General features: G+C 33.5%; 21 protein-coding genes and 1 tRNA gene. 8 read left to right on the top strand and 14 right to left on the bottom strand.

Features of this window, described 5'->3' with window-relative positions:
* Positions 1 to 141 precede the first annotated feature (141 nt).
* From MHH73_RS08495 to MHH73_RS08485, 3 genes are all read right to left on the bottom strand, one after another.
* Positions 142 to 723, bottom strand: a complete 582-nt coding sequence (locus MHH73_RS08495) for a DUF2087 domain-containing protein (RefSeq protein ID WP_341066129.1) — start codon at positions 721 to 723, stop codon at positions 142 to 144.
* Between the two features lie 120 nt (positions 724 to 843).
* Positions 844 to 2,295 (bottom strand): PAS domain-containing sensor histidine kinase, encoded by a 1,452-nt coding sequence (locus MHH73_RS08490; protein ID WP_341066127.1) that lies wholly within the window; start codon positions 2,293 to 2,295, stop codon positions 844 to 846.
* A gap of 127 nt (positions 2,296 to 2,422) precedes the next feature.
* On the bottom strand, positions 2,423 to 4,201 hold the full coding sequence (locus tag MHH73_RS08485; RefSeq protein ID WP_341066126.1) for a methyl-accepting chemotaxis protein: 1,779 nt from the start codon (positions 4,199 to 4,201) through the stop codon (positions 2,423 to 2,425).
* Between the two features lie 275 nt (positions 4,202 to 4,476).
* Here MHH73_RS08485 and MHH73_RS08480 point away from each other — a divergent pair, with 275 nt between their 5' ends.
* From MHH73_RS08480 to MHH73_RS08460, 5 genes are all read left to right on the top strand, one after another.
* Positions 4,477 to 5,520: an acyltransferase family protein gene (locus tag MHH73_RS08480; protein ID WP_341066124.1), complete on the top strand. Its 1,044-nt coding sequence runs from the start codon at positions 4,477 to 4,479 to the stop codon at positions 5,518 to 5,520.
* Between the two features lie 185 nt (positions 5,521 to 5,705).
* A tRNA-Arg gene (locus MHH73_RS08475) sits at positions 5,706 to 5,779 on the top strand.
* Positions 5,780 to 6,089: 310 nt separating this feature from the next.
* On the top strand, positions 6,090 to 6,641 hold the full coding sequence (locus MHH73_RS08470) for a DUF3231 family protein (RefSeq protein ID WP_341066122.1): 552 nt from the start codon (positions 6,090 to 6,092) through the stop codon (positions 6,639 to 6,641).
* A 251-nt stretch (positions 6,642 to 6,892) separates the two neighbouring features.
* Positions 6,893 to 7,087, top strand: coding sequence for a hypothetical protein (locus MHH73_RS08465; protein ID WP_191812609.1), 195 nt, complete (start codon positions 6,893 to 6,895; stop codon positions 7,085 to 7,087).
* A gap of 69 nt (positions 7,088 to 7,156) precedes the next feature.
* On the top strand, positions 7,157 to 7,321 hold the full coding sequence (locus MHH73_RS08460; protein WP_191812611.1) for a hypothetical protein: 165 nt from the start codon (positions 7,157 to 7,159) through the stop codon (positions 7,319 to 7,321).
* Positions 7,322 to 7,394: 73 nt separating this feature from the next.
* Here MHH73_RS08460 and MHH73_RS08455 read toward each other — a convergent pair whose 3' ends face one another.
* Positions 7,395 to 7,589, bottom strand: coding sequence for a hypothetical protein (locus MHH73_RS08455; RefSeq protein ID WP_191812612.1), 195 nt, complete (start codon positions 7,587 to 7,589; stop codon positions 7,395 to 7,397).
* 231 nt (positions 7,590 to 7,820) lie between these two features.
* Between MHH73_RS08455 and MHH73_RS08450 the strand changes: the two genes are divergently transcribed.
* On the top strand, positions 7,821 to 9,551 hold the full coding sequence (locus MHH73_RS08450; protein ID WP_341066118.1) for a B12-binding domain-containing radical SAM protein: 1,731 nt from the start codon (positions 7,821 to 7,823) through the stop codon (positions 9,549 to 9,551).
* Between the two features lie 52 nt (positions 9,552 to 9,603).
* Here the strand turns inward: MHH73_RS08450 and MHH73_RS08445 are convergent, their stop codons facing one another.
* Positions 9,604 to 9,741: a hypothetical protein gene (locus MHH73_RS08445; protein ID WP_191812616.1), complete on the bottom strand. Its 138-nt coding sequence runs from the start codon at positions 9,739 to 9,741 to the stop codon at positions 9,604 to 9,606.
* Entirely contained in the window at positions 9,742 to 9,900 is a 159-nt protein-coding gene (locus tag MHH73_RS08440) for a hypothetical protein (RefSeq protein ID WP_191812708.1), read from the bottom strand. It abuts the gene before it with no gap.
* Positions 9,901 to 10,044: 144 nt separating this feature from the next.
* Between MHH73_RS08440 and MHH73_RS08435 the strand changes: the two genes are divergently transcribed.
* Positions 10,045 to 10,383, top strand: coding sequence for a DUF3905 domain-containing protein (locus MHH73_RS08435; protein WP_191812618.1), 339 nt, complete (start codon positions 10,045 to 10,047; stop codon positions 10,381 to 10,383).
* 43 nt (positions 10,384 to 10,426) lie between these two features.
* On the opposite strand, the gene MHH73_RS08430 is transcribed toward MHH73_RS08435, so the two are convergent.
* Positions 10,427 to 11,791: a TrkH family potassium uptake protein gene (locus tag MHH73_RS08430; RefSeq protein WP_341066115.1), complete on the bottom strand. Its 1,365-nt coding sequence runs from the start codon at positions 11,789 to 11,791 to the stop codon at positions 10,427 to 10,429.
* 198 nt (positions 11,792 to 11,989) lie between these two features.
* Here MHH73_RS08430 and MHH73_RS08425 point away from each other — a divergent pair, with 198 nt between their 5' ends.
* Positions 11,990 to 12,187, top strand: coding sequence for an alpha/beta-type small acid-soluble spore protein (locus MHH73_RS08425; RefSeq protein ID WP_095369732.1), 198 nt, complete (start codon positions 11,990 to 11,992; stop codon positions 12,185 to 12,187).
* Between the two features lie 57 nt (positions 12,188 to 12,244).
* Here the strand turns inward: MHH73_RS08425 and MHH73_RS08420 are convergent, their stop codons facing one another.
* The 7 genes from MHH73_RS08420 to MHH73_RS08390 form a co-directional block, all read right to left on the bottom strand.
* A complete protein-coding gene (locus MHH73_RS08420) occupies positions 12,245 to 13,417 on the bottom strand; it encodes an anti-sigma factor domain-containing protein (protein WP_341066114.1) in 1,173 nt (390 codons plus the stop codon).
* Positions 13,414 to 14,169: an RNA polymerase sigma-I factor gene (sigI, locus tag MHH73_RS08415; RefSeq protein ID WP_191812624.1), complete on the bottom strand. Its 756-nt coding sequence runs from the start codon at positions 14,167 to 14,169 to the stop codon at positions 13,414 to 13,416. Before sigI ends, MHH73_RS08420 begins: the two co-directional genes overlap by 4 nt.
* A gap of 368 nt (positions 14,170 to 14,537) precedes the next feature.
* Entirely contained in the window at positions 14,538 to 15,917 is a 1,380-nt protein-coding gene (gene nhaC, locus MHH73_RS08410) for a Na+/H+ antiporter NhaC (RefSeq protein WP_191812626.1), read from the bottom strand.
* A 511-nt stretch (positions 15,918 to 16,428) separates the two neighbouring features.
* Entirely contained in the window at positions 16,429 to 18,009 is a 1,581-nt protein-coding gene (locus MHH73_RS08405; RefSeq protein WP_225230479.1) for a peptide chain release factor 3, read from the bottom strand.
* A gap of 246 nt (positions 18,010 to 18,255) precedes the next feature.
* Positions 18,256 to 18,450 carry a twin-arginine translocase TatA/TatE family subunit gene (locus MHH73_RS08400; RefSeq protein WP_191815026.1) on the bottom strand — a complete coding sequence of 65 codons (195 nt, stop codon included), beginning with the start codon at positions 18,448 to 18,450 and terminating at the stop codon, positions 18,256 to 18,258.
* A 202-nt stretch (positions 18,451 to 18,652) separates the two neighbouring features.
* Positions 18,653 to 19,294 (bottom strand): cell wall hydrolase, encoded by a 642-nt coding sequence (locus tag MHH73_RS08395; protein ID WP_191815024.1) that lies wholly within the window; start codon positions 19,292 to 19,294, stop codon positions 18,653 to 18,655.
* Between the two features lie 689 nt (positions 19,295 to 19,983).
* Positions 19,984 to 20,508 carry an RNA polymerase sigma factor gene (locus MHH73_RS08390; RefSeq protein WP_191815022.1) on the bottom strand — a complete coding sequence of 175 codons (525 nt, stop codon included), beginning with the start codon at positions 20,506 to 20,508 and terminating at the stop codon, positions 19,984 to 19,986.
* Positions 20,509 to 20,884: the final 376 nt, after the last annotated feature.

The following is a 20,884-nucleotide window of genomic DNA, read 5'->3' as shown; positions in this document are numbered from 1 at the left end:
GAGCAAATACCTTATACCGGTCAGCATTTGCTCGTTTATTTTTAGCCCAAACTCAAGATCAAAAGCCCCCTACTTTTCATACTAATGGTCAATCGGCAATCACAACAATGATTTTGTTGTCTAGAGTAACCTTGCTATTATTTATTCTATTTTCGCCCACATTTCTGGAGGATTTACTTCATATATCCCATTCTCACGATACATGTATTGATTCGTAATAAATTCCCTTCTAATCGTGGCAAAGTCATCATGAAAATTTTTAATATATTCATTTATCTCTTTCTCCTCATATTTCACCCCTTTTTTCAACCCTTTTACCATGTGTTCAAAAATGATAAGCTTTTTCTTTCTTTGTGCAGGAATAGATTTTAATTTTCCATCAGTTTGAATAAAAGCGTCTAGAACTTTCTTTGTATAAGCGTAATCTTGCTCCATTTCTTCTAACTCCTCCTTTTGGCTAATGATTTTCTCTAATGTAACAGCTTGATGAAGAATAATCTTTTCATTTAAATAATAATAGACTGTATTTTTTTCTCTTCTTGTATAAACCAAATTAATATCTCTTAATTTATGAAGGTGATGGGTAATCGTTGGTGGTGTTAAACCTAACTTTCCTGCTATTGCTTGTCCGTGTAATGGACCTTTTGATAACAAATATACAATTCTTATTCTCGTTGGATCGCCCATCGTTTTATGAAAAGCAACAAGGCGGTTTAATTGCATAATCCTTCACTCCTTTTCTTAACAACAATATGAATATATACATTTTAACATATATCTAATTAGATATATATCTAATTTTATAACATAAAATACATTCTCCCTACCAATATTTTCAAAAAATTAGTTGTTCATAGGAAGAATAATATGAAAAGTTGTCCCTACACCTTCACTACTTTCCACTTCAACTGCTCCATTATGTTCATCAACTATTTTATATGAAACCATTAATCCAAGACCATTCCCTCTTTCTTTCGTAGTATAAAATGGCTGTCCAAGCTTTTCTAACTTATCCTGCGAAATACCTCCACCTTCATCCTGGATCGAAATTCTTACCGTTTTATCATCAAGACGTTTAATGGTAATTGTGATATATCCACCATCTGGCATCACTTCAATTGCATTCTTTATAATATTGATAAAAACTTTTTTCAGTTGGTTTCCTTCGCACATAATTTTTGGTAAACCATATTCATAATAAGTACGGAATTGGATATTATTCAGAAGTGCCTGAGCATTTAATAACTTAACCGTTTCTCGCATAATGTTGATCATGTCATTCTCCATATACCTCACGGCCTGTGGTTTTGCTAAAAAAAGAAATTCATTAATAATAGAATCGATTCTTGCGAGTTCCGTAGAAATAATATTAAAATACATTTCATGATCCGATTCCTTTTTTAATGAGTTCTCAAGCAATTGAATAAATCCTTTTACTGCAGTCATTGGATTACGCACCTCATGTGCAATACCCGCAGCAAGTTGACCCAATACGTTCAGTGTATCGGACTTCCTTAATCTTTCTTCCATTTCGACTTTATCCGTTATATCCTTAAATGTAGAAATTGTAAATTCTGAAAATAAATTATAATTAACTAAATACTCAAATAATTTATTTTCATTTTCGCTACCTCGTAGTTGTATCCTTCCCTCATAAGAACCGTTCATTGTAATTTGTTTGATGATCTCTCTCATCTCATTTAAATTCCCTGAGAATCTAGCAACCATATGTTTTAACGACTTTCCAATTAATTCTTCGCGCGTTGCCCCTAAAATTTTTTCTCCAGAAGGGTTAACGTCTTGTACCACTCCCTCGTTATCCCATAAAATAATCCCTTCAAGTGTACCTTCAAATACTCTTCTAAACTTCAATTCACTTTTCCTTAATTCTTGTTCCATTTGATTTCGCTCACTCACATTGCGAAAAATCCCCATATGAAAACCTGTAAAGGATTGTAGTTTCATTGTAAATTCTAAAATCTTGGATTGTCCGTTAGGCATAAAGAATAGAATTTCATCTCGTATTGCCCCTCTTTTATATAATACATTTAAGATTTCCTTGTACTTTTTATCTTTATCGACAACAAAATCTTCAATCTTACATTTTGTAATATCATTATATGAAGTTTCAAATATGCGACACGCTGATTCATTCGCATGTACAATATTCCCACCATCCTCCCATAGGATGATTCCATCTATGGCTTCCATAAAGAGCTCTGAATAGATTCCTTCATCATTTGAGAGCTTTTCTAACAACTTTTGTCTTTCAAAAGAACTATTCGATGTTGGCAAAAGACCTTACCCCCTAAAACAAATTATTCTACCACCGAGGTTATTCTACAAAAATCGTCATAATCCTTTTTATTCATAATAAAAAAACAAGTACTTGCTTAATTCAGCAGAATACTTGTTTTTACCATTATAATTTAAATTTTTCTATAAGTTTATTTAATGTATTGGCCATTTCAGCTAACTTTTGTACATATTGCTGAATATTTTCCATTGAATCATTTGTATGTGTAACCGAGTTACTCGTCTCTTCCACTGCAGCTGCTGATTGTTGCGAAACAGCAGCAATGTTTTCTATAGATTCACTCATCACTACTGAATTTTCTAGCATTTCTACCATACTTGACGAAATATATTCGATATCTCCATGAATAGCAGTAGTGGCAGTTGATATACTGTGGAACGTATTGGCTGTTTGATGAATTTTATTACTTCCGATCTCTACTTGCTCATAGCCAGCTTGTAACGATTTTACTACTCCAACCGACTCTGATTGAATTTTATTTACAATTGAAGTAATATCACTGATTGAATAGGAGACTTTTTCGGCAAGTTTTCTTACTTCCTCAGCAACAACAGCAAAGCCCTTGCCATGCTCCCCTGCCCTCGCAGCCTCAATTGCCGCATTTAATGCTAACAAATTCGTTTGGTTAGCGATATCATGGATAACAGATATCAACTTAGTTATTTGTTTCGTTTCTTGATCTAACCCTTTCACTCGATGCATCGAATCATTAATAATTTCATCTATTCTATTCATTTGCTCTTTTGAATTTTCCATTAATTCATTTCCTGCTAATGTCATATCTTTTACATTTGAGGCTGCTTCGCGCATAGAAACACTTTTCGATTCTGCATTCTCCACTTTATATAAGTAATCTTCCATTATTTTTGATAAATCCGCACTTGCACTTGCTTGCTCTTCTGCTCCTCCCGATAGTTCCTCCATTGTCGCCGAGATTTCTTGGCTAGCTGCTGCGACTTCCGAAGAAACTGTACCAAGGTGAACACTTCTCTCATTTAAACTTTGTGAAACTGTAAGCATTTCTTGAATCATTTGTCGCAACTGGTGTTTCATTTGGTTAAAGGCGTCTGCGATTTCTGTAATTTCATCCTGATTATTCGAATGAATATCACTAGCTTTTAAATTCCCTTTTGTTATTTCCTTTGAAGCTGTCACAACCTTTGTAAGGCGATAGGCTAATTGTTTATTCACTATTCTATGACTAAAAAATCCGAAAATTGCTGATAGTACTAATGAAAGTACCAAAATAACAAGGGATACAATCATCATCCAACTTGCTTGGTTAATGGCAGATTCCTGCTCTGCTTTTACTATAGATATTAATTCATCTAATGTATTCATTGTCTGTTCGATGTAATTGTCTACCTGCAACTTGCCTAAACGGTATTCGCGTACATGTTGCAACTTCACATTTGGTGCGATTTCATCGTAAAATAATTGATTCACTTCTTTATCATATTCATTGATTTTACTAAACATCTCTTCTGCTTTTTCTGACTGGATCATCTGTTGTATATCTTGTTGCTTATTCTTTATTTCTGTTTCTAATTCTTCATATGTATTTAAATGTTTTGGATTAGAATCAATAATATAATTCCCAATCGTTCCGCCTTTTAAGTAGAAATCTGTACCTATATCAGCGATTTCTAGTGCTCTTTCACTTGCCTTCTCTGCTTCATTGAGTTTAAAGGTACTGTATACAAGCATAAAAAAAGACAAAATCGTAGATAGCGTGAATACGCCTAAAGTAAGCCACAAAGCGACCCCATACTTTTGACCGATTTTTAACTTTCTCCATTTATCTGACTTGGATACCTTTAATAACATCACATTTAAAAAAGGGATACTACTTTGTTTTAATCGCCATTTTTTCAGTATTTTCAATATAATTCCTCCTTTAAATAATGTATCCTTTTACAAAATAATGATTCCATTATACTAGATTCTGCTAACATTATAATCGATAAAAGGGGGATATTGAAGGGGTATTTTAACTACAATTAGTTATATATACCTATATGTTTTGATGCCATATTACCTTTACATGTCCATGTATTAGATTTTTATCCACTCGTTCACATGTTTAAATTGATTTATTTTCTTCAATAATGGGTATATAATAAGGGATGTTTTAGGGGGTCTTTAATAAAGGAGGATTTATGGGACAGCGTGATTACTTTTTTGATAACGCAAAGTTTATTCTTATTTTCTTTGTCGTATTCGGACATTTGATTCGCTCTTTTATTGAAGATAGTGAAACAATTTATACGCTTTACAAAGTTATTTATACATTTCATATGCCTGCATTTATATTAGTTTCAGGCTTTTTTGCAAAAGGTTATTATCAAAAGGGATATATTCAAAAAATAGCTAAAAAATTGATTTTGCCATACCTTATTTTCCAACTAATCTATTCGGTCTTTTATTATTTCTTACATCAAGGTGCTGCCTTTAACGTGGATCCACTAAATCCACATTGGTCGTTATGGTTCTTAATTTCTTTATTTTTCTGGCATCTATTGTTATTGATATTTGCCAAATTCAAACCAAGTGTAGCCATTATACTCTCTTTTGCGATTGGGTTAGCTGTAGGATATGCTGATTGGGTATCAAACTATTTAAGTTTATCTAGAACGTTTGTGTTTTTCCCATTCTTCTTACTTGGTTATTTAATGAAAAAAGAACATTTCCAAGTCTTATTTAGACCATCGATTCGCCTCGGTGCGGTTGGTATTTTTGTCGCTGTTTTTGTTTTATTCTACTTTAATCCAAACATCAACTATGAATGGTTACTTGGGTCAAAGCCATATTCCGTTGTTGATGATGCATCTATTTCATCTATGTTAATTAGATTAGGTTTCTATTTACTTAGTTTGATGATGATGGCATGTTTCTTTGCTTTTGTGCCTAACAGACATTACTCATTTACAAAGCTAGGTAAAAACACATTATATGTATATCTTCTTCACGGATTTTTCGTACGAATATTTAGAGAAAGTGAAGTGCAAGATTTCTTCAACGATCCGAGAAGTTTTCTCTTGTTAGCAGGACTTGCCTTAGTGCTTACTTTACTGTTATCAAGCAAATGGGTCACCGCGGTTACTCAACCACTGATTGAGTTAAGCACTGCACGGTTTAAACAACTAAAAAGACAAATTAGAACGATCTTTCGATATTATCGAAGAAAATACCGAATTGATTAGATAGATAAGGTAAGGCAGTAGTTACATTGTTATGTAACTACTGCCTTTTAAATATACACATCATTAAACACTCTTTTCCCTTTATATAAACCATAAGAATTATTAAAAATTTTCAAGCGCTTTATTATTGACCATTCATTTATATAGGTATATAATTTTATATTGTCAAAGAAAAAACGATATATGTCCCAGTAGCTCAGCAGGATAGAGCAACAGCCTCCTAAGCTGTAGGTCGTAGGTTCGATTCCTATCTGGGACGCTCATAATAACAGGTCGATCACTCTTGATTTCAAGAGATTATCGACCTGTTATTTTTGTTTTGATTGGTTCTGTTAAAACCATTTGAAGACATAAAAAACACAAGTAATCATCCAGCCTTTTATACTTGAATTGTCGAGAAACAAGTAGAGATTGGAGATACGTGAACGTTTTGTTTGACCGTATACTACAATTTACAAAGATCCTGCCTAATCAACTGTAGTACATTAGATATTCTAATGACGCACATAGTTATTTAACTTCTGGAGATAATTTATATTAAATAACTAAAGAATACGGAGGGATGATAGTTGCCTAACGCGTTTCAAGCAGTTATAAATTACATAAAATCAACCTCAGTAGAAGAAGACCCTAAACAAAATCCCCATATAGGAGAAGCAATGGGCTGTTGGTTATACTACACTTCAATTGCTGAAGAAATTCCTGCATTAGAAACTTGTTTAAATACCACTACTGATAATGAGTTAATAGAATTATTGACCGAATCGAAAAGATTAGCTGAACACCAAAAATTAACTTTAGAAAATTTTATGATAAAAGAAGGTATCCCACTTTCAAATACAGCTCAATCGAAACCTAACTCAGATCCCAATAACATTCCATTGGGTGTTAAATCAACAAATGATGAAATTGCAAATTTAATTAGTATTAAAGTAGCTTCAAATATTATGATGTGTTCAACTAACATGACTCAATCAATTAGAAACGATATTGGACTTATGTGGGCTAGATTTTATGCAGAAAAAATGATATTTAGTATGAATCTTAAAAACACCATGCATAAAAGAGGGTGGCTAAAAATCCCTCCTTATTTTCATCCTCCCGGAGCACCTAGATCTTAATCTAGGTGCTTATTTTGTTTATGGTTAACTATGTACTCCCTTGTTTAACACAACTTTAAGAGTTCTTACTTCATTATTTTTGTTCATTTAATCAAACAAATTCACCCTTTGAAAGAATCCTCTTTTCACTATATTTCATGTCGCTTATTCTTTTTAAATATCCATATTTTATCATTTCACAAAAAACACGAAATAGATTATGATTACATTATCACGTATTAGTACCAGGTATAAAAAGGAGTTAATCGTTTATGACGTTTCCAACAGTTGTAAGTAAACAAGATCATTTAATTCATATTGTTAAAAATCAAAGAAAAACGGAATGTGGTATTACTTATCACCATTTTACGATCGTTAATCGTTCAGATTTAAAACGGATAAAGTTTATTAGGGAAGATTCCATCACTTGTGCCACGTGTTTACAACATTACCTTAACCAAAAATAATTAATTTTTTCATTTATGAATGGTGCCAAATTAACTAGTGCAACCTAACTAACATGGAGGTGCCTTTTAATGAGCGATATTGAAAAGTCAAAAAAAATTGGCCAGAAACAATATGAAATGGACCCAATGGATCAAGGTTTAAACCTTTTCTCCATGATGGTCAATCAGGCTACTGGTATTGATAAAGGAAATGATGGGATTATTGAAGAAGAGGAAAACAATAGTAAAGAATAAAAAAATGGCTATAGATAATATACTTTTATTCGTATATGTCTATAGCCATTTTTTTATATTAACTATAACAATCCTACCCATGTAATGATGCTCTCCTTGTGCGTGAAGTGACCTTCTGTTTCTTCAAGAAATAGATGAGCTTTTCTTGATGATGCATGGACTTCGAAAATAGTTGGTGAAATAACCATTCAGGAATATCACCATCTAAAAAATAATTTATGCCAACAAACCAAAAGCGGTGCCACTGTATAATCGCTGCGATTAACATTTTATCACTCCTCCTTTGATAGATTAATCATAACTTACCAATTTAAAGACAATATGAAGTCAGTGTTAAAACTTATTAATTTTTGACTTTAGGATTTTAATAAAGATTATGATAAAATAGAATGTATTGCCCAAGAAAACTGTCAAATGAAACGCTAGTTAAAAATAAAGGAGCTGTTGGACATTTAATGCTTCCACTGCTTCTCTGAAAGCGTTATAAAAGGAGAAGAAAATGAAAGTCATTGCGTCAACACTTAACGCTAAATATATTCATACTAACCTTGCCATACGGTACTTAAAAGCATTTGCTGAACCTGATTTCAACGTCGAACTTGCTGAATATACAATTAAAGACCCAGTTATGAATATAGTTACTGATTTAATTAATAAGCAACCAGATGTCATAGGTTTCAGCTGTTATATATGGAATATTGAAGAAACCATTAAAGTCATTCGTATGATCAAAAAAATAAATGCTAATGTAATAATCATACTCGGTGGACCAGAAGTGACATATGATGTCCCTGAATGGTTAGAGAATGTTTCAGAAATTGATTTTATCGCTGTAGGTGAAGGAGAAGAAACTTTTAAACAGCTACTTCAACAAATAGATGGAGAAAAGGATTGGCGTAAAGTAAACGGTATTGCTTATCTTGAAGATGGTAAATTGCATGTTAATCCACAAAATAACAAACTTAACCTTCGCGAACTTCCCTCTCCTTTTCGCTTTGAAGAAGATAAGAGGGAGCTTGGTAAAAGGGTTACATATATAGAAACGAGTAGAGGCTGCCCTTTCAGTTGTCAATTCTGTCTTTCTTCCATTGAAGTTGGTGTACGATATTTTGATCGTGAAAAGGTGAAAGAAGATATTCGTTATTTAATGCGAAACGGTGCGAAAACGATTAAATTTGTTGATCGTACATTCAATATTAGTCGCAGCTACGCATTAGAAATGTTTCAATTTCTTATTGATGAACATATGCCTGGTGTTGTTTTTCAATTCGAAATCACAGCTGATATTATGAGGCCAGAAGTCATTCAATTTCTAAACGATCACGCACCTGCCGGTTTATTCCGGTTTGAAATTGGCGTACAATCAACCAATGATTATACAAACGAATTGGTAAAGCGAAAACAAAACTTTCAGAAGTTGACCCGAACAGTGACAATGGTAAAAGAAGGTGGCAAAATTGATCAACATCTTGATTTAATTGCTGGTTTGCCTGAAGAGGATTATGCATCATTCAAGAAAACCTTCAATGATGTATTTGCCCTGCGTCCAGAAGAATTACAACTAGGATTTTTAAAAATGTTGAGGGGAACAGGGTTACGACAAAGTGCAGCTAATCATCAATATATTTATATGGATCAATCACCTTATGAAATCCTTGGGAACAATGTCTTATCATTCCAAGATATTATCCGCATCAAACAAGTAGAAGATGTGATAGAGAAATATTGGAATGACCATCGGATGGATCATACGATTGAATACTTAGTTACAAACATTTTCCCTACTCCTTTTGATTTTTTCCAAGAGTTCGGAAGTTATTGGGAAGGGATGGGATGGTCACGAATTGGCCACCAATTAGAGGATTTATTCCATCGATTATTTGCTTTCCTAGAGGATACAAAGGTAAAAAATTTAGCAGTCATTGAAGGATTAATGAAATATGATTACCTTTCTAATCAAAAATATAAGCCAAGAAAGCCTTGGTGGCCATCCTCTATTGATAAAAAAGAACGATCTTTGCTTTATCAACAGTTCCTGAAAGATCCAAGTTCAGTCAGCAAAGACTTTGCTTTACTACATCTAAATGAAAAAGAACTATATAAACATTCCATTGTTGAGAAGCTTCCCTTTAATCTTGAGAAATATATCCAGACCGGTTTCATTGAGATGAATGAATCTGTTATGGTTGTATATTATGCCAAAGAACAGGCAGCTGTGTTTGCATCATAGAGGATTAATACAAGCCAGAAAAGAGTAAAACTTTTCTGGCTTGTACTTTTATCTATCTCTTATTTAACTTGCCTTTCTTACTTGTAACATCATATATCTTTGAAGCGTTCATATCGCCAAACTCCATCCCAAACTCTACATTAACCTGTGGAGGCTGTTTCTGTTTCCGCTCACTTTTCAACTGTTTCATTTAGCTTCTCCCTTTTCTTCCTTGTTTTGAATTGCGATTCGCACCTTTATTTACATCTTCACCACTAGTAAATTCAGTTGAAAATTCAACATCTTCCTGATTTGCTTTTGGGGTCTTACTATATTTTTCAACAGCACGATGGCTAGCTTTTCTCTTCATTATCCTGCCTCCTCCTTCGTAATTCGTAAGAACAAACATATTTTCCACCTAATTTCGTTTCATTATGCTTACCTTTTATTTCTTCATGTTCAATATAATAAACGACTCAACAGAAGAGAAAGATAAAAAGAGGAGTGATGCTAAGTGAAAAGAAAAAACAAGCAAGAGCGAAGCAAATTGGAAAGCTTACCACATCAAATTTCTTCACCTGACTTTCGAAAAAGTCATAAAGAGCTGCAGCCACCTTTTGTAAACGAATTTGGTGTAACAATTGGCGATAGTTATTATACATCTGAACAGTCTCCTCTTGAGAATTGGAGTGATGAAGTAGATCCAGCAGTGATGGCTGGAGATAGATGGGTTCATCCAACAAACGATATTGGTTTTAATACGCCTGAGAATCGCGCACTTATAGAAGAAAAAGAAGTACCTGATGCTCCCTTCTCTCATCCAACAAAAGATGTAGGGTATAAAGCAGATTAGAAAACCAAGCTTTTTATCAAGCTTGGTTTTCGTATCCATCTAATTATCCAATGATAATTCTCTCTTTTGGATAATGATAATGTGGCTTTTCTTCTTTACCACCTATAATATATAAAAATGAAGTTAAGCCTATTCTACCGACAAACATCAGAATCATTATGACAATTTTTCCAGTATGACTTAAATCAGCTGTTATCCCCATCGAAAGGCCAGTCGTTCCAAAAGCAGAGCATACTTCGAATATTATTGAAATTAGCGATAAATGCGTATTTGTTATGCTAATCAATACAACCGCTATAAAGCATAAAAGAGTGGCTAAAATTGTAATAACCAATGATTTCAATATATCATCTTGGTGAACTTCTCTGCGGAAGATTTTCACATGTTTATTTCCTTTGGCAAAATTCCAGATAAATAAAATATTTAACGCAAAAGTGGTTGTCCGTATGCCTCCCCCAACAGAGCTTGGTGAAGCACCAATAAACATCATAATACTCATAATCAATAGGGTTGGCAATGTAAATTCACTAACATCCATTGTTGCTAACCCACCACTTCTTGTCGTTGCTGACTGAAATAGTGCGTAAAAGAAACTTTCATGCCATGAAAGTCCTTTAAAAAAATGCTGAAACTCCATTACTAAAATAATAATTGTTCCAAAAACGAGTAAAAAAGCGTATGTAACAGTTGTTACTTTAGTAAATAAAGAAAAACGATACGGTAGCGAGTTTTCCCATTTACGTTTTAATAGAAAAGCTTTTACTTCAATTAAAACAGGAAAACCAATTGCCCCTAAAGAGATTAGTACGATTGTAATAAATTGCACAAAATAATCATGTGCATATGGAATCATTGATGAACCTGTTATATCTAGACCGCCATTTGTTGTCGCACTTACAGAAGCAAATAATCCGTGGAGAAAAGCTTCCTCCCACGAAGGATAATACTTTAAAAAATGAAAGCCGAGGATAAGCATTCCTATTACTTCGATAAGAATCATTAATTTAATTATTTCTTTCACTAGTTGTACAAGTCCAGATAGCGCATACTGATTGTGATCAACCATGATTAGTTTTCTACTCTTCAAGCCAATTTTCTTACCTAATAACATCCAAAAGAATGTACCTAATGCCATAATACCAATTCCACCGAATTGCATGATAATCATAATCACAAAATAGCCAAAAACACTATAGGTTTGTGATAAATCAACAACGGTTAATCCCGTTACGCTAACAGCTGTCACAGCAGTAAATACAGTATCTATAAAGCTAACTTCTACACCTTTTTGATTAACACCTGGCAAATAGAGAAGTCCTACAGAAATAGTAATCGATAAGAAATAGTAGGCCGTAATTATTTGTGCTGGCGAACGCCTATTTATCCAGTCTTTAAGATCTTTTAACAAACGTTTTTCACCTCAACTAAACTCAATTAAACTCTATAATAATATAATCTCCCTCTGTTTTGAAAGCTAATTATTTTTTCTTTGCCAAAACAAGGATACAAACAGCTAATTTACCACTCATGAAATGAACACAATTCATCATAATACAAATACAGTGATATCATTTACTGTAAAATTATCGTTAGGAGATGTGAGATCATGCCAAAGAATAGTAATAAACTTTTAGTACCGGGAATTGAACAATATTTAGATCAAGTTAAATATGAAATCGCTCAAGAATTTGGTGTACAGTTGGGTTCGGATACTGTTTCCAGATCTAACGGTTCAGTCGGAGGAGAAATCACCAAAAGATTAGTTCAACAAGCTCAAGCAGAACTTTCTGGAAAACAAAAATAACATGGCAAAAGTCCGAGGATCAACTCGGACTTTTTATTATACCCATAAATCTTGTAATTATGGTGATTCGTCATTATATTTTTTTCTCTCATTATTTTCATCTCTCACTTCATCATTGCGCTTTCCTGGATGATGCCTGTCATGCCATTCATCGTCATCACGACCTCGATTATTATCTTTGTCGTTGTCATTCTTCTTATCATCATCTTTTTTATGATAGTCTTTTTTATCATGTTTATTTTGATGTTTTTCTTTTAAGTTAAGATCATCCATATCTTTGTTCTTTTTAGACGGTGGGCCTTTATGTTCTTCATCAGTATATCTTTTACGATACACTTTTTCTTCAATCTCTTCTTCTTCATGATTTATTATTTTCGATTCATTTGCCACTTTACTTGCATTAGTAGCCTCTTTATCATCAGATGCTTGCTTTATTTCCTTTTCTTCTATGGACGTGTGCTTTTCCATTTCTTTTTTATCTTCTTGTTCATCACTTTCTTCTTTAGTAACTTCGGACATTTTCTGTTCTTCAGACTCATCTATATCCGATTTTGGGGCATTATCATATTCGGTGCTTTCATTCGACTCTTTGTACGCACCTAGAGTAAGTCCTTTTTCTTGCGCTAACTGTCGTTCTGTTTTAGATCCTTCAATCAAATTCAAACTTACTTCTTCTTCATTCACTTTTTTTGTAACAAAGTCAGTATGTTTCCTTAAGCTCTCTTCAAAATATTGATCTGACATGATAACTGTCGCGAACGTTAATTCTTTTCCTTTTTTCATATAACCTTGACTCTTAATGATCGCGAGAATATCTGAAAATATGATATCAAACTGCTTATTTTCCCAACCTGATATCTCTTCAACGATTTTTTTTCCATCTGCATTATAACCCTTTAATTGTACAACTTCGAATTGTTCATTTACTGCTAATTCAATACTTGGATTAATATCAATGGTCATATAAGCAGAGATCATTTGTTCAGATTGATTAGGCCAAAAAGACATACCTAAAAAGGAAAGAACAAAAACAGCAGCAAGCATAATCATTTTTACATATTTCGGTTTTTTAACATATTTTACCCTCGGATTTTTCTTCACTGGCTCAAACTCAATCTCTTGGCCTATTTCATATATTGCTTCAAATTTATGGCTTAAATAAAATTCTCCTTCATTTGTTAAAAGTGTTAAGAAACGTTCATCAATGGCAACAATCACTCCTCTTTTCACGTTTCTAACACCCCTTTCAAATAATCCTTTAAATAGACATAGTCATTACATAAAACCAATGTCATTGCGATAATGTATTTACGATTTCTTTCAATTGTTTTTCTACTTACTTTTATTCTTGATTCCATATGCTTGATTGGTAATTTTTTGGTCGAGTACAGCATGTCTTTCAACATCACATCATTGGCAATCAAATGAGCAATTTCAATTGCTGTCTTTCTTGCATCCGCATGTTTTGGCGAGTATTTAACAATCTCTTTAAAACTAATACCAAAATATAATAACTCATTTGTGAACTTTATTATTTCCTCTTTCCTTGCCTGTTGATCTTGTATTTCTAAGTAGCCTCTTATCGATATTTCTGATTCTATTAACGCACTTGCTTGTTCATTTGAACCATCCTCATACTGATGGTTTGCATCTATACTAAGGGTTTGATGTTTCGATTGCTGTCTAATAAAATCGATCACTCTTCGTTTAATAACAACCTCTGCAAAAGAAACGAAACTCGTTCCTTTTGCTCGATTATAATTATTAATGGCATCATTAAAAGCGATTAGACCTACACTAAATTCATCATCGGAATCATATATAAACCTCCTGCAGACTAAAGAAACAGACTTAGCTATAAAAGGTTTAAATTTATCTATAAACACATCTCTTAAATATCGATCACCATTTTGAATCGCATAAACTTCTTCTTCAATGGTTTTATTTTGAGTCTTCAAGCCTCTAAACAGTGATTTAATCATGCACTCACCTCTTTATTCACCCAAATTATAACACAGGAAATTCAGATGAATCGTGCATGAAGACTAGCTTCAATCTTTATTAGTCTATCAATACAAATATACGGGTAAAATTAGAAAATTATAGGGGTAAAGAATATTTTTAAACCACATTCACTACAATATAATGACAAAAGTTGTGCAACTTTCATACTTGTGCAATATAAATAGAAAAATGTTATCAAAAATTAAAATATGATGAAATATTACCGATAATTTACAATCATTTCATTCATAACCATAAAGTGGGTTAGATAGGATTTGATGACTGCACAAAAAAAGTCATTCTCCTCTTCAGTTACCAATCTGAAAGAAAAAATGACTCCAATGTATTACTGCTTCTTCATTGTCCAACCTGTCCAACCATATAAAATAGTCATTAAAGGACTTATTAAGCAAAATAAGGCAAATGGCAAGTAGGTTAAAGTACTAACGTCTAGCACTGTCGTTAGAAAAATTCCGCAAACACTCCACGGTACAAGTGGATTAACCACTGTTCCAGCGTCTTCTAAAACCCTGGATAAATATCGAGGATGCAAGTTCGCTTTACTAAAAGAATCTTTATAAGCGTTACCTGTTAATAGAATTGATAAATACTGCTCACCAACAATAAAGTTAATACCCACTGCAGTGGAAGCAGTTGCTGAAATTAATAGTCCACGATTAGATAAGTAATCAGTAATACCTCGTATAAGTGCCGCTAATATCCCTAGTTTAATAAATAACCCACCCATTGCTAAAGCCAAGAGGACAAGTGAAATAGAGAAAAACATACTTTCCATTCCACCTCTAGTTAATAATGAGTCGATATCCTCAATCCCACTATTTGAAGTAAAACCACTAAATAATATAGTAATCAACTTTGCTATATTCATTTCATTTTGCACAAAGAAGGAAACAATAATTGCTGTAACAATTGACGATGCTAATGTGATTAAAGCAGGTATTTTCTTTATCGCTAGTACAATTAAGACAAGAAAAGGAATGATTGAATACCACTGCACCAAACCTAACTGCAATAAACCAGTTTGCATGTCATTTATTCTTTCTAAGCTTGCTTCTTCCATCCCCTTTGGTGAGATTAAGAAGAAAATAATAAAGGATAAGATAAATACCGGAATCGTTGTCATACTCATTGTTTTAATATGATCAAATAAGTCCACACCAACAGTCATGGATGCCAAATTAGTTGTATCTGACAGTGGAGACATTTTATCTCCAAAAAAAGCTCCTGAGATAATAGCACCTGCTGTAATGGCTGGATTTAAATCCAATGCTGCACTCAATCCCATAAAAGCTACACCAATCGTTGCCGCTGTAGTTAATGAGCTACCAATACTCATACCAATAATTGAGGTAACAACGAAACAAATCGCATAAAAATAATTCGGTCCAACTATTTCTAAAGAATAATAAATAAATGTTGGGATTGTGCCACTAGCCATCCAGCTACTTATTAACATACCTATAAAAAAGAATAGGAATGCAGCACCTAACCCAGATTTTGTTCCATCCATTATACCTTGCTCTATTTGTTTAAACTCGACTCCTTTAACTAGTCCATAGACAATTAAAAAAATCATCGAAAGTATAATAGGGATATGTGGTGGTGCCTCAATGGCAATCATGCAATAACTTATGCCACTAAGGAGAATGATGGTTATAAATAACGCTTCCCATGTCTTTACTTTGATGACTGGTTCTTGTTGCATAATACTAACCTCCAATATTTCTAAAAGCGTCAAAAAGAGCTCATTACTCCCTTACTTAGGGACGAATGAGCTCCGCGGTACCACCCTAATTGACAAGTCAACCTCACTTGTCCACTTCATCTATTTTTAACCTTTATAGGTAGCTGTAATTCGGAAAACTTATGACCTGAATTTTCACCACCCATTCAGTCTCTTTGGCTGTTCATAAGTCACCTACTGACACTACCGGTTAATTTATATAAAATCTAATAATACTATTTTGCTTGAACGCTTTTATGCACTAAAGTATTTTTGTAACGTATTTATACTATAATCTGTATTTCATTTACTGTCAATCATTATTTTCATATAAATAATTTGACCTTCACTTGTACTTGTATGGATAACAACTGTGGCTCAAATTCTTTCTTTTTGAAAAGCAATATTTTTTTTGAGCATGACAGTTGTTTGCCTAAAATTTTGGAATAAATTAAAAACACGCACAAAAAATTGTGCGTGCCTGTAATGATAATTATTGTTGCTGCTGATCCATCGGATTATATAATGGTACATCTGGATTTTTATCTTGGAACCATCTAAGGGCAAATTCATTTTCAAATAGAAACACTTGATGTTCATACCGATCCTTAACAAGTAAACTGCGAGAGCTAGAAAGGTTATCATAATGTTCCTCACCTTCAACCCATCTTGCAATTTTAGAGCCTAACCTTTCCATTAATACTTCGGTGTTATATTCATTTTTCATTCGATGTTCAAATACTTCAAATTGTAATTGTCCAACCGCTCCAAGCAAGTACTCATCTGTTTTTACTGTTTTAAAGAGCTGAATAGCCCCCTCTTGCACTAACTGTTGAATCCCTTTATGAAAATGCTTTTGCTTCATCACGTTTTTTGCTGTGACTCGAACGAACAATTCCGGGGTGAACTGAGGGAGTCTTTCAAACTGGAAACCATTTTTATCACTTGTTAATGTGTCACCAATCTGATATGTTCCTGGATCATAAATACCAATGATATCGCCACTAACAGCTTCGTTAACAGTGCTACGGTCATCTGCCATAAATTGTGTTGATTGTGCTAATTTGACTTGTTTACCTAGGCGAGGAATATTCACACTCATTCCTCGTTCAAATTTCCCTGAACAAATTCTTAGAAAAGCGATTCTATCCCTATGTGCAGGATTCATATTCGCTTGAATTTTAAAGATAAACCCTGAGAAATCTTCTGTTAAAGGATTGATTTCTCCGATAGTCGATTCTCGAGGTTGAGGAGTAGGTGCAAACTGTAAATAAGATTCCAAAAACGTTTGCACACCAAAATTAGTCAAGGCACTGCCAAAGAACACAGGTGTTAGGTCACCCGAAGCAATGCGATCACGAGAAAATTCATTTCCTGCTTCATTCAATAACATGATTTCTTCGAGCGTTTGTTCATAAAGTCCTGATTGTTTTAAAGAATGATCTCCGTTAATTTCGCCTTCATCATTCAATTCAAGGAAACGATCCTCTTCATCAACACGAAATTGTTCAATGCGATTATTAAAACGATCATAAATACCTAAAAACTCTTTCCCCATTCCTATAGGCCAATTCATCGGATATGATTCAATGCCCATCACTTCTTCTAATTCAGCTAACAGTTCTAATGGCATCTTACCTTGTCGGTCCAATTTATTAATAAATGTAAAAATAGGGATACCTCTCATACGGCAAACTTTGAAAAGTTTTAAGGTCTGATCCTCAATTCCCTTTGCTGAATCAATAATCATAACTGCACTATCAACTGCTGTTAATGTACGATAAGTATCTTCACTGAAATCTTGGTGTCCTGGAGTATCTAAGATATTAATTTTAGCTTTATTATACTCAAACTGCATGACACTAGAAGTAACCGAAATACCACGTTGTTTTTCTATTTCCATCCAGTCACTTGTTGCATACTTCCCTGTCTTTTTCCCTTTTACAGTCCCTGCATCACGAATAGCCCCTCCGAATAAAAGCAGCTTTTCTGTTAAGGTTGTTTTCCCAGCATCAGGGTGGGAAATAATTGCAAATGTTCGACGCGATAATACTTCGTCTTTAAATGTACTCATAATATAATTCCTCACTAACATGTATAAATTCTTATTTAGTCGCTACTGCGTACCCTCAATTTTATCCTTGTATATGAAACTTTGCAATGCTATTCAATATATGGCATTTTCTTTAAAAAGATAACCAATAGGTTTGCGCCTTTTATATTACATATATCAACCTATTGTCACCCACTATGAATGCAAGTTTTATTACGCACAAAAAAGCTGACATAGGATAGATGTCAGCCAACTTCTAGTTGAAATTTATTTCTCTAAATTGTTTTTCTTCTTTTCATTATGATCGTCATCATCATTAGCTAATCCTTTAGCAGAGTTTTTAAACTCCTTCAACGTTTCTCCCACTGCTCGTCCAATTTCCGGTAACTTCTTCGGGCCAAAAATAATGAGTGCCAGTACCAGTATAAGAATAAGACCTGGTATACCTATATTTGATAACATAGTATCACTCCTTTATGTAAGACATAACGTAAGATATTATTTATATTTCAATTCCCATTATAATTGAACACTACATAAAGGCAAGCAAATTCCTTATAGTAACCCTTTTTTAACACTACAAAAAGAGCCTAAAGTGACTGCTGTCACTTTAGACTCTTTTATTCTTAGTTCATCTTCGTTCAATAAGATAGAAGGGTTTGCTTTACATCGAAAAACGGTGATTACCGATTTCTGTAACAACTTCTCTCGTATTCAACCAAGATTGCGGTACAATTGTTGGGTTGTGGAAAAAGACCGTTTCATCTGGCAATGCATGGTTTTTCATTGCTTGTTTTACTGCTTTTTTTGCTTCTTCATCTGCAGGCTTGTTAATCGAACCATTATCAACAGGTTGAAATTGCTTATTTTCATAAATCACACCTCGAATGGTATCAGGAAAACGATCATCCTGCACTCGATTGATCACAACTTCCGCTACAGCTACCTTTCCTTCAAACGGTTCGCCCTTCGCTTCTGCATGGATAAGTCTTGCTAAAAGATCTTTCTCCTCAGATGTTAACGAAATGTCAGGCTTCTTTTCTTTCTTTATTTTATCCTTTACTTTAGGAATGATAAGCTTATCACCTTTTTGAATCGGTTGATCTTCTAGATGATTCATCATTGTTAATTCTTCCTCAGACACTTCTAATTGGTCAGCAATGGAAGAAATCGTTTCGCCCTCTTTAACCTCATATATATCATAGACATCTAATGTCTCAGCAAAAACGCGTAAATCAGCAAATTGGATGAAATGGACTAAAAACAATGTACTTGCTGCAAAAATAACTGCAATCAGTTTCAACATCTTTTCCTCCATTCATATATACAATGAACTCAAAATAACAAAATTAAGACTAACATGATAGAAACCCTACTTCAAACGCAATGTTTTCCATGGTTAAGCAGGAGATTTCTCCCATTTTTATTTAAACTAGCATGATAACAAACATCTGCTGTAATAATGGTGGAAATAAAAATGACAATAAACCAATATGTGGGGGTAGCAGTAAATGCTGGTTGAGATTCATCCGTTTTAGAATGACCCTTTGAACCTGATCTGTTTCATATCAGTGTAGGAACATATTTAAAACATTTTATCTGTTTTTGATATGCGCCCATAGTGAATCCTTTAGGCGTTTTTTTTCCTTCAAAACGAATGAATAGGAGAATGAAAAGATGGTTCATATGGTTTCTTTTCGCCGTGTTCTATTAGCAAGGTTGCGGAAATTCCAGTGAAGATGCTCAAATGGTGGGTTCAATGTGCTGTTGAATAGTCAGTGATTGACTCTTTAATAAAAATTGAAGAAGCTATCTTGTTATCAGATACGATTTATGTGTTATGAAACAAACCAACGACGGTTAAAGAGAATTAACCATCAAGCCATGAAGATATCACCTTGAGTTCGCAATTTCTATCCTTCAAGAAAAGAATCAGACGATTGTTGGAGTGTAACGCTTTTACATTAAATATGATGACAAAAAATAAGCCATCTATCATAATAGATGGTAATGATCCCCATATGTGTTTTTCCAAATTTTCTTTAACGATTTAATCGCCCTCGTCGTTGTAATTCTTACCTTTTCCTCACTCCAACCTAAAATTTCTGCTGTTTCTTTAATCGTAAATTCTTTTATCTTTCTTAAAACAAGCACTCTTCGGTAATTCGTTTTCAAATGATTCATTGCCTGATATAACGCTGTGACTCCCTCCCCTTGAATAAATTGATCTTCCGGAATAGCATTAATTTTTTTCCAATCTTTATTTAAACATATCTCATATTGAAACTTCTGTTGTTTTCTAATAAAATCTATCGTCGTATTTTTAGCAATACTAAATAACCAACTATGAATTTTGTCTTGATGCTCCACTTGGTTCTTTGACAAAAAAGCTTTAATAAATGTTTCTTGCATTAAATCTTCCGCTGTTTCTTGTTGCTCAATCATTGAATAAATGAATCTAAAGATTTGATGATGATAAATACGATAGATATCAATAAATGATTGGCCGTGTGATTCCAACCCCTTTTCATCCTTTCTTTGTGTTTCCTTATATTACAATTCAAATGAAACATAAAATCTCCTTCTTTTTCTTCTCTAAAAAAAGCGACAAGTTTTTTCTAGAAAATTAGACAAGATTGCTTTCAGTTTTAAATGAAACTATTTTCCTAATACAAAAAACTTTCCATATCCTCCGTACTAATTTTCCTAGTCGCTTCTTATTTAGTTCCTTTTAAGTGAAACAAACCTTGTATACACTTTTTTCACTCGCCTGTCTGCTCATATTTAGTTCTTTTCAATCATAAACCAGATATCAATCTACTCTTCTCTTACTATTGACCCTAAACTTATGACCACCTTCAAAAGTTTTATGAAAAATTGTAAGATTTTCCAACAT

It is taken from the genome of Cytobacillus sp. FSL K6-0265 (genome assembly GCF_038003465.1).
GTDB classification, from domain to species: Bacteria; Bacillota; Bacilli; order Bacillales; family Cytobacillaceae; genus Cytobacillus; species Cytobacillus stercorigallinarum.
Note: the sequence above shows the minus strand (reverse complement) of the source record. Positions and strands in the feature narration are given on the sequence as shown.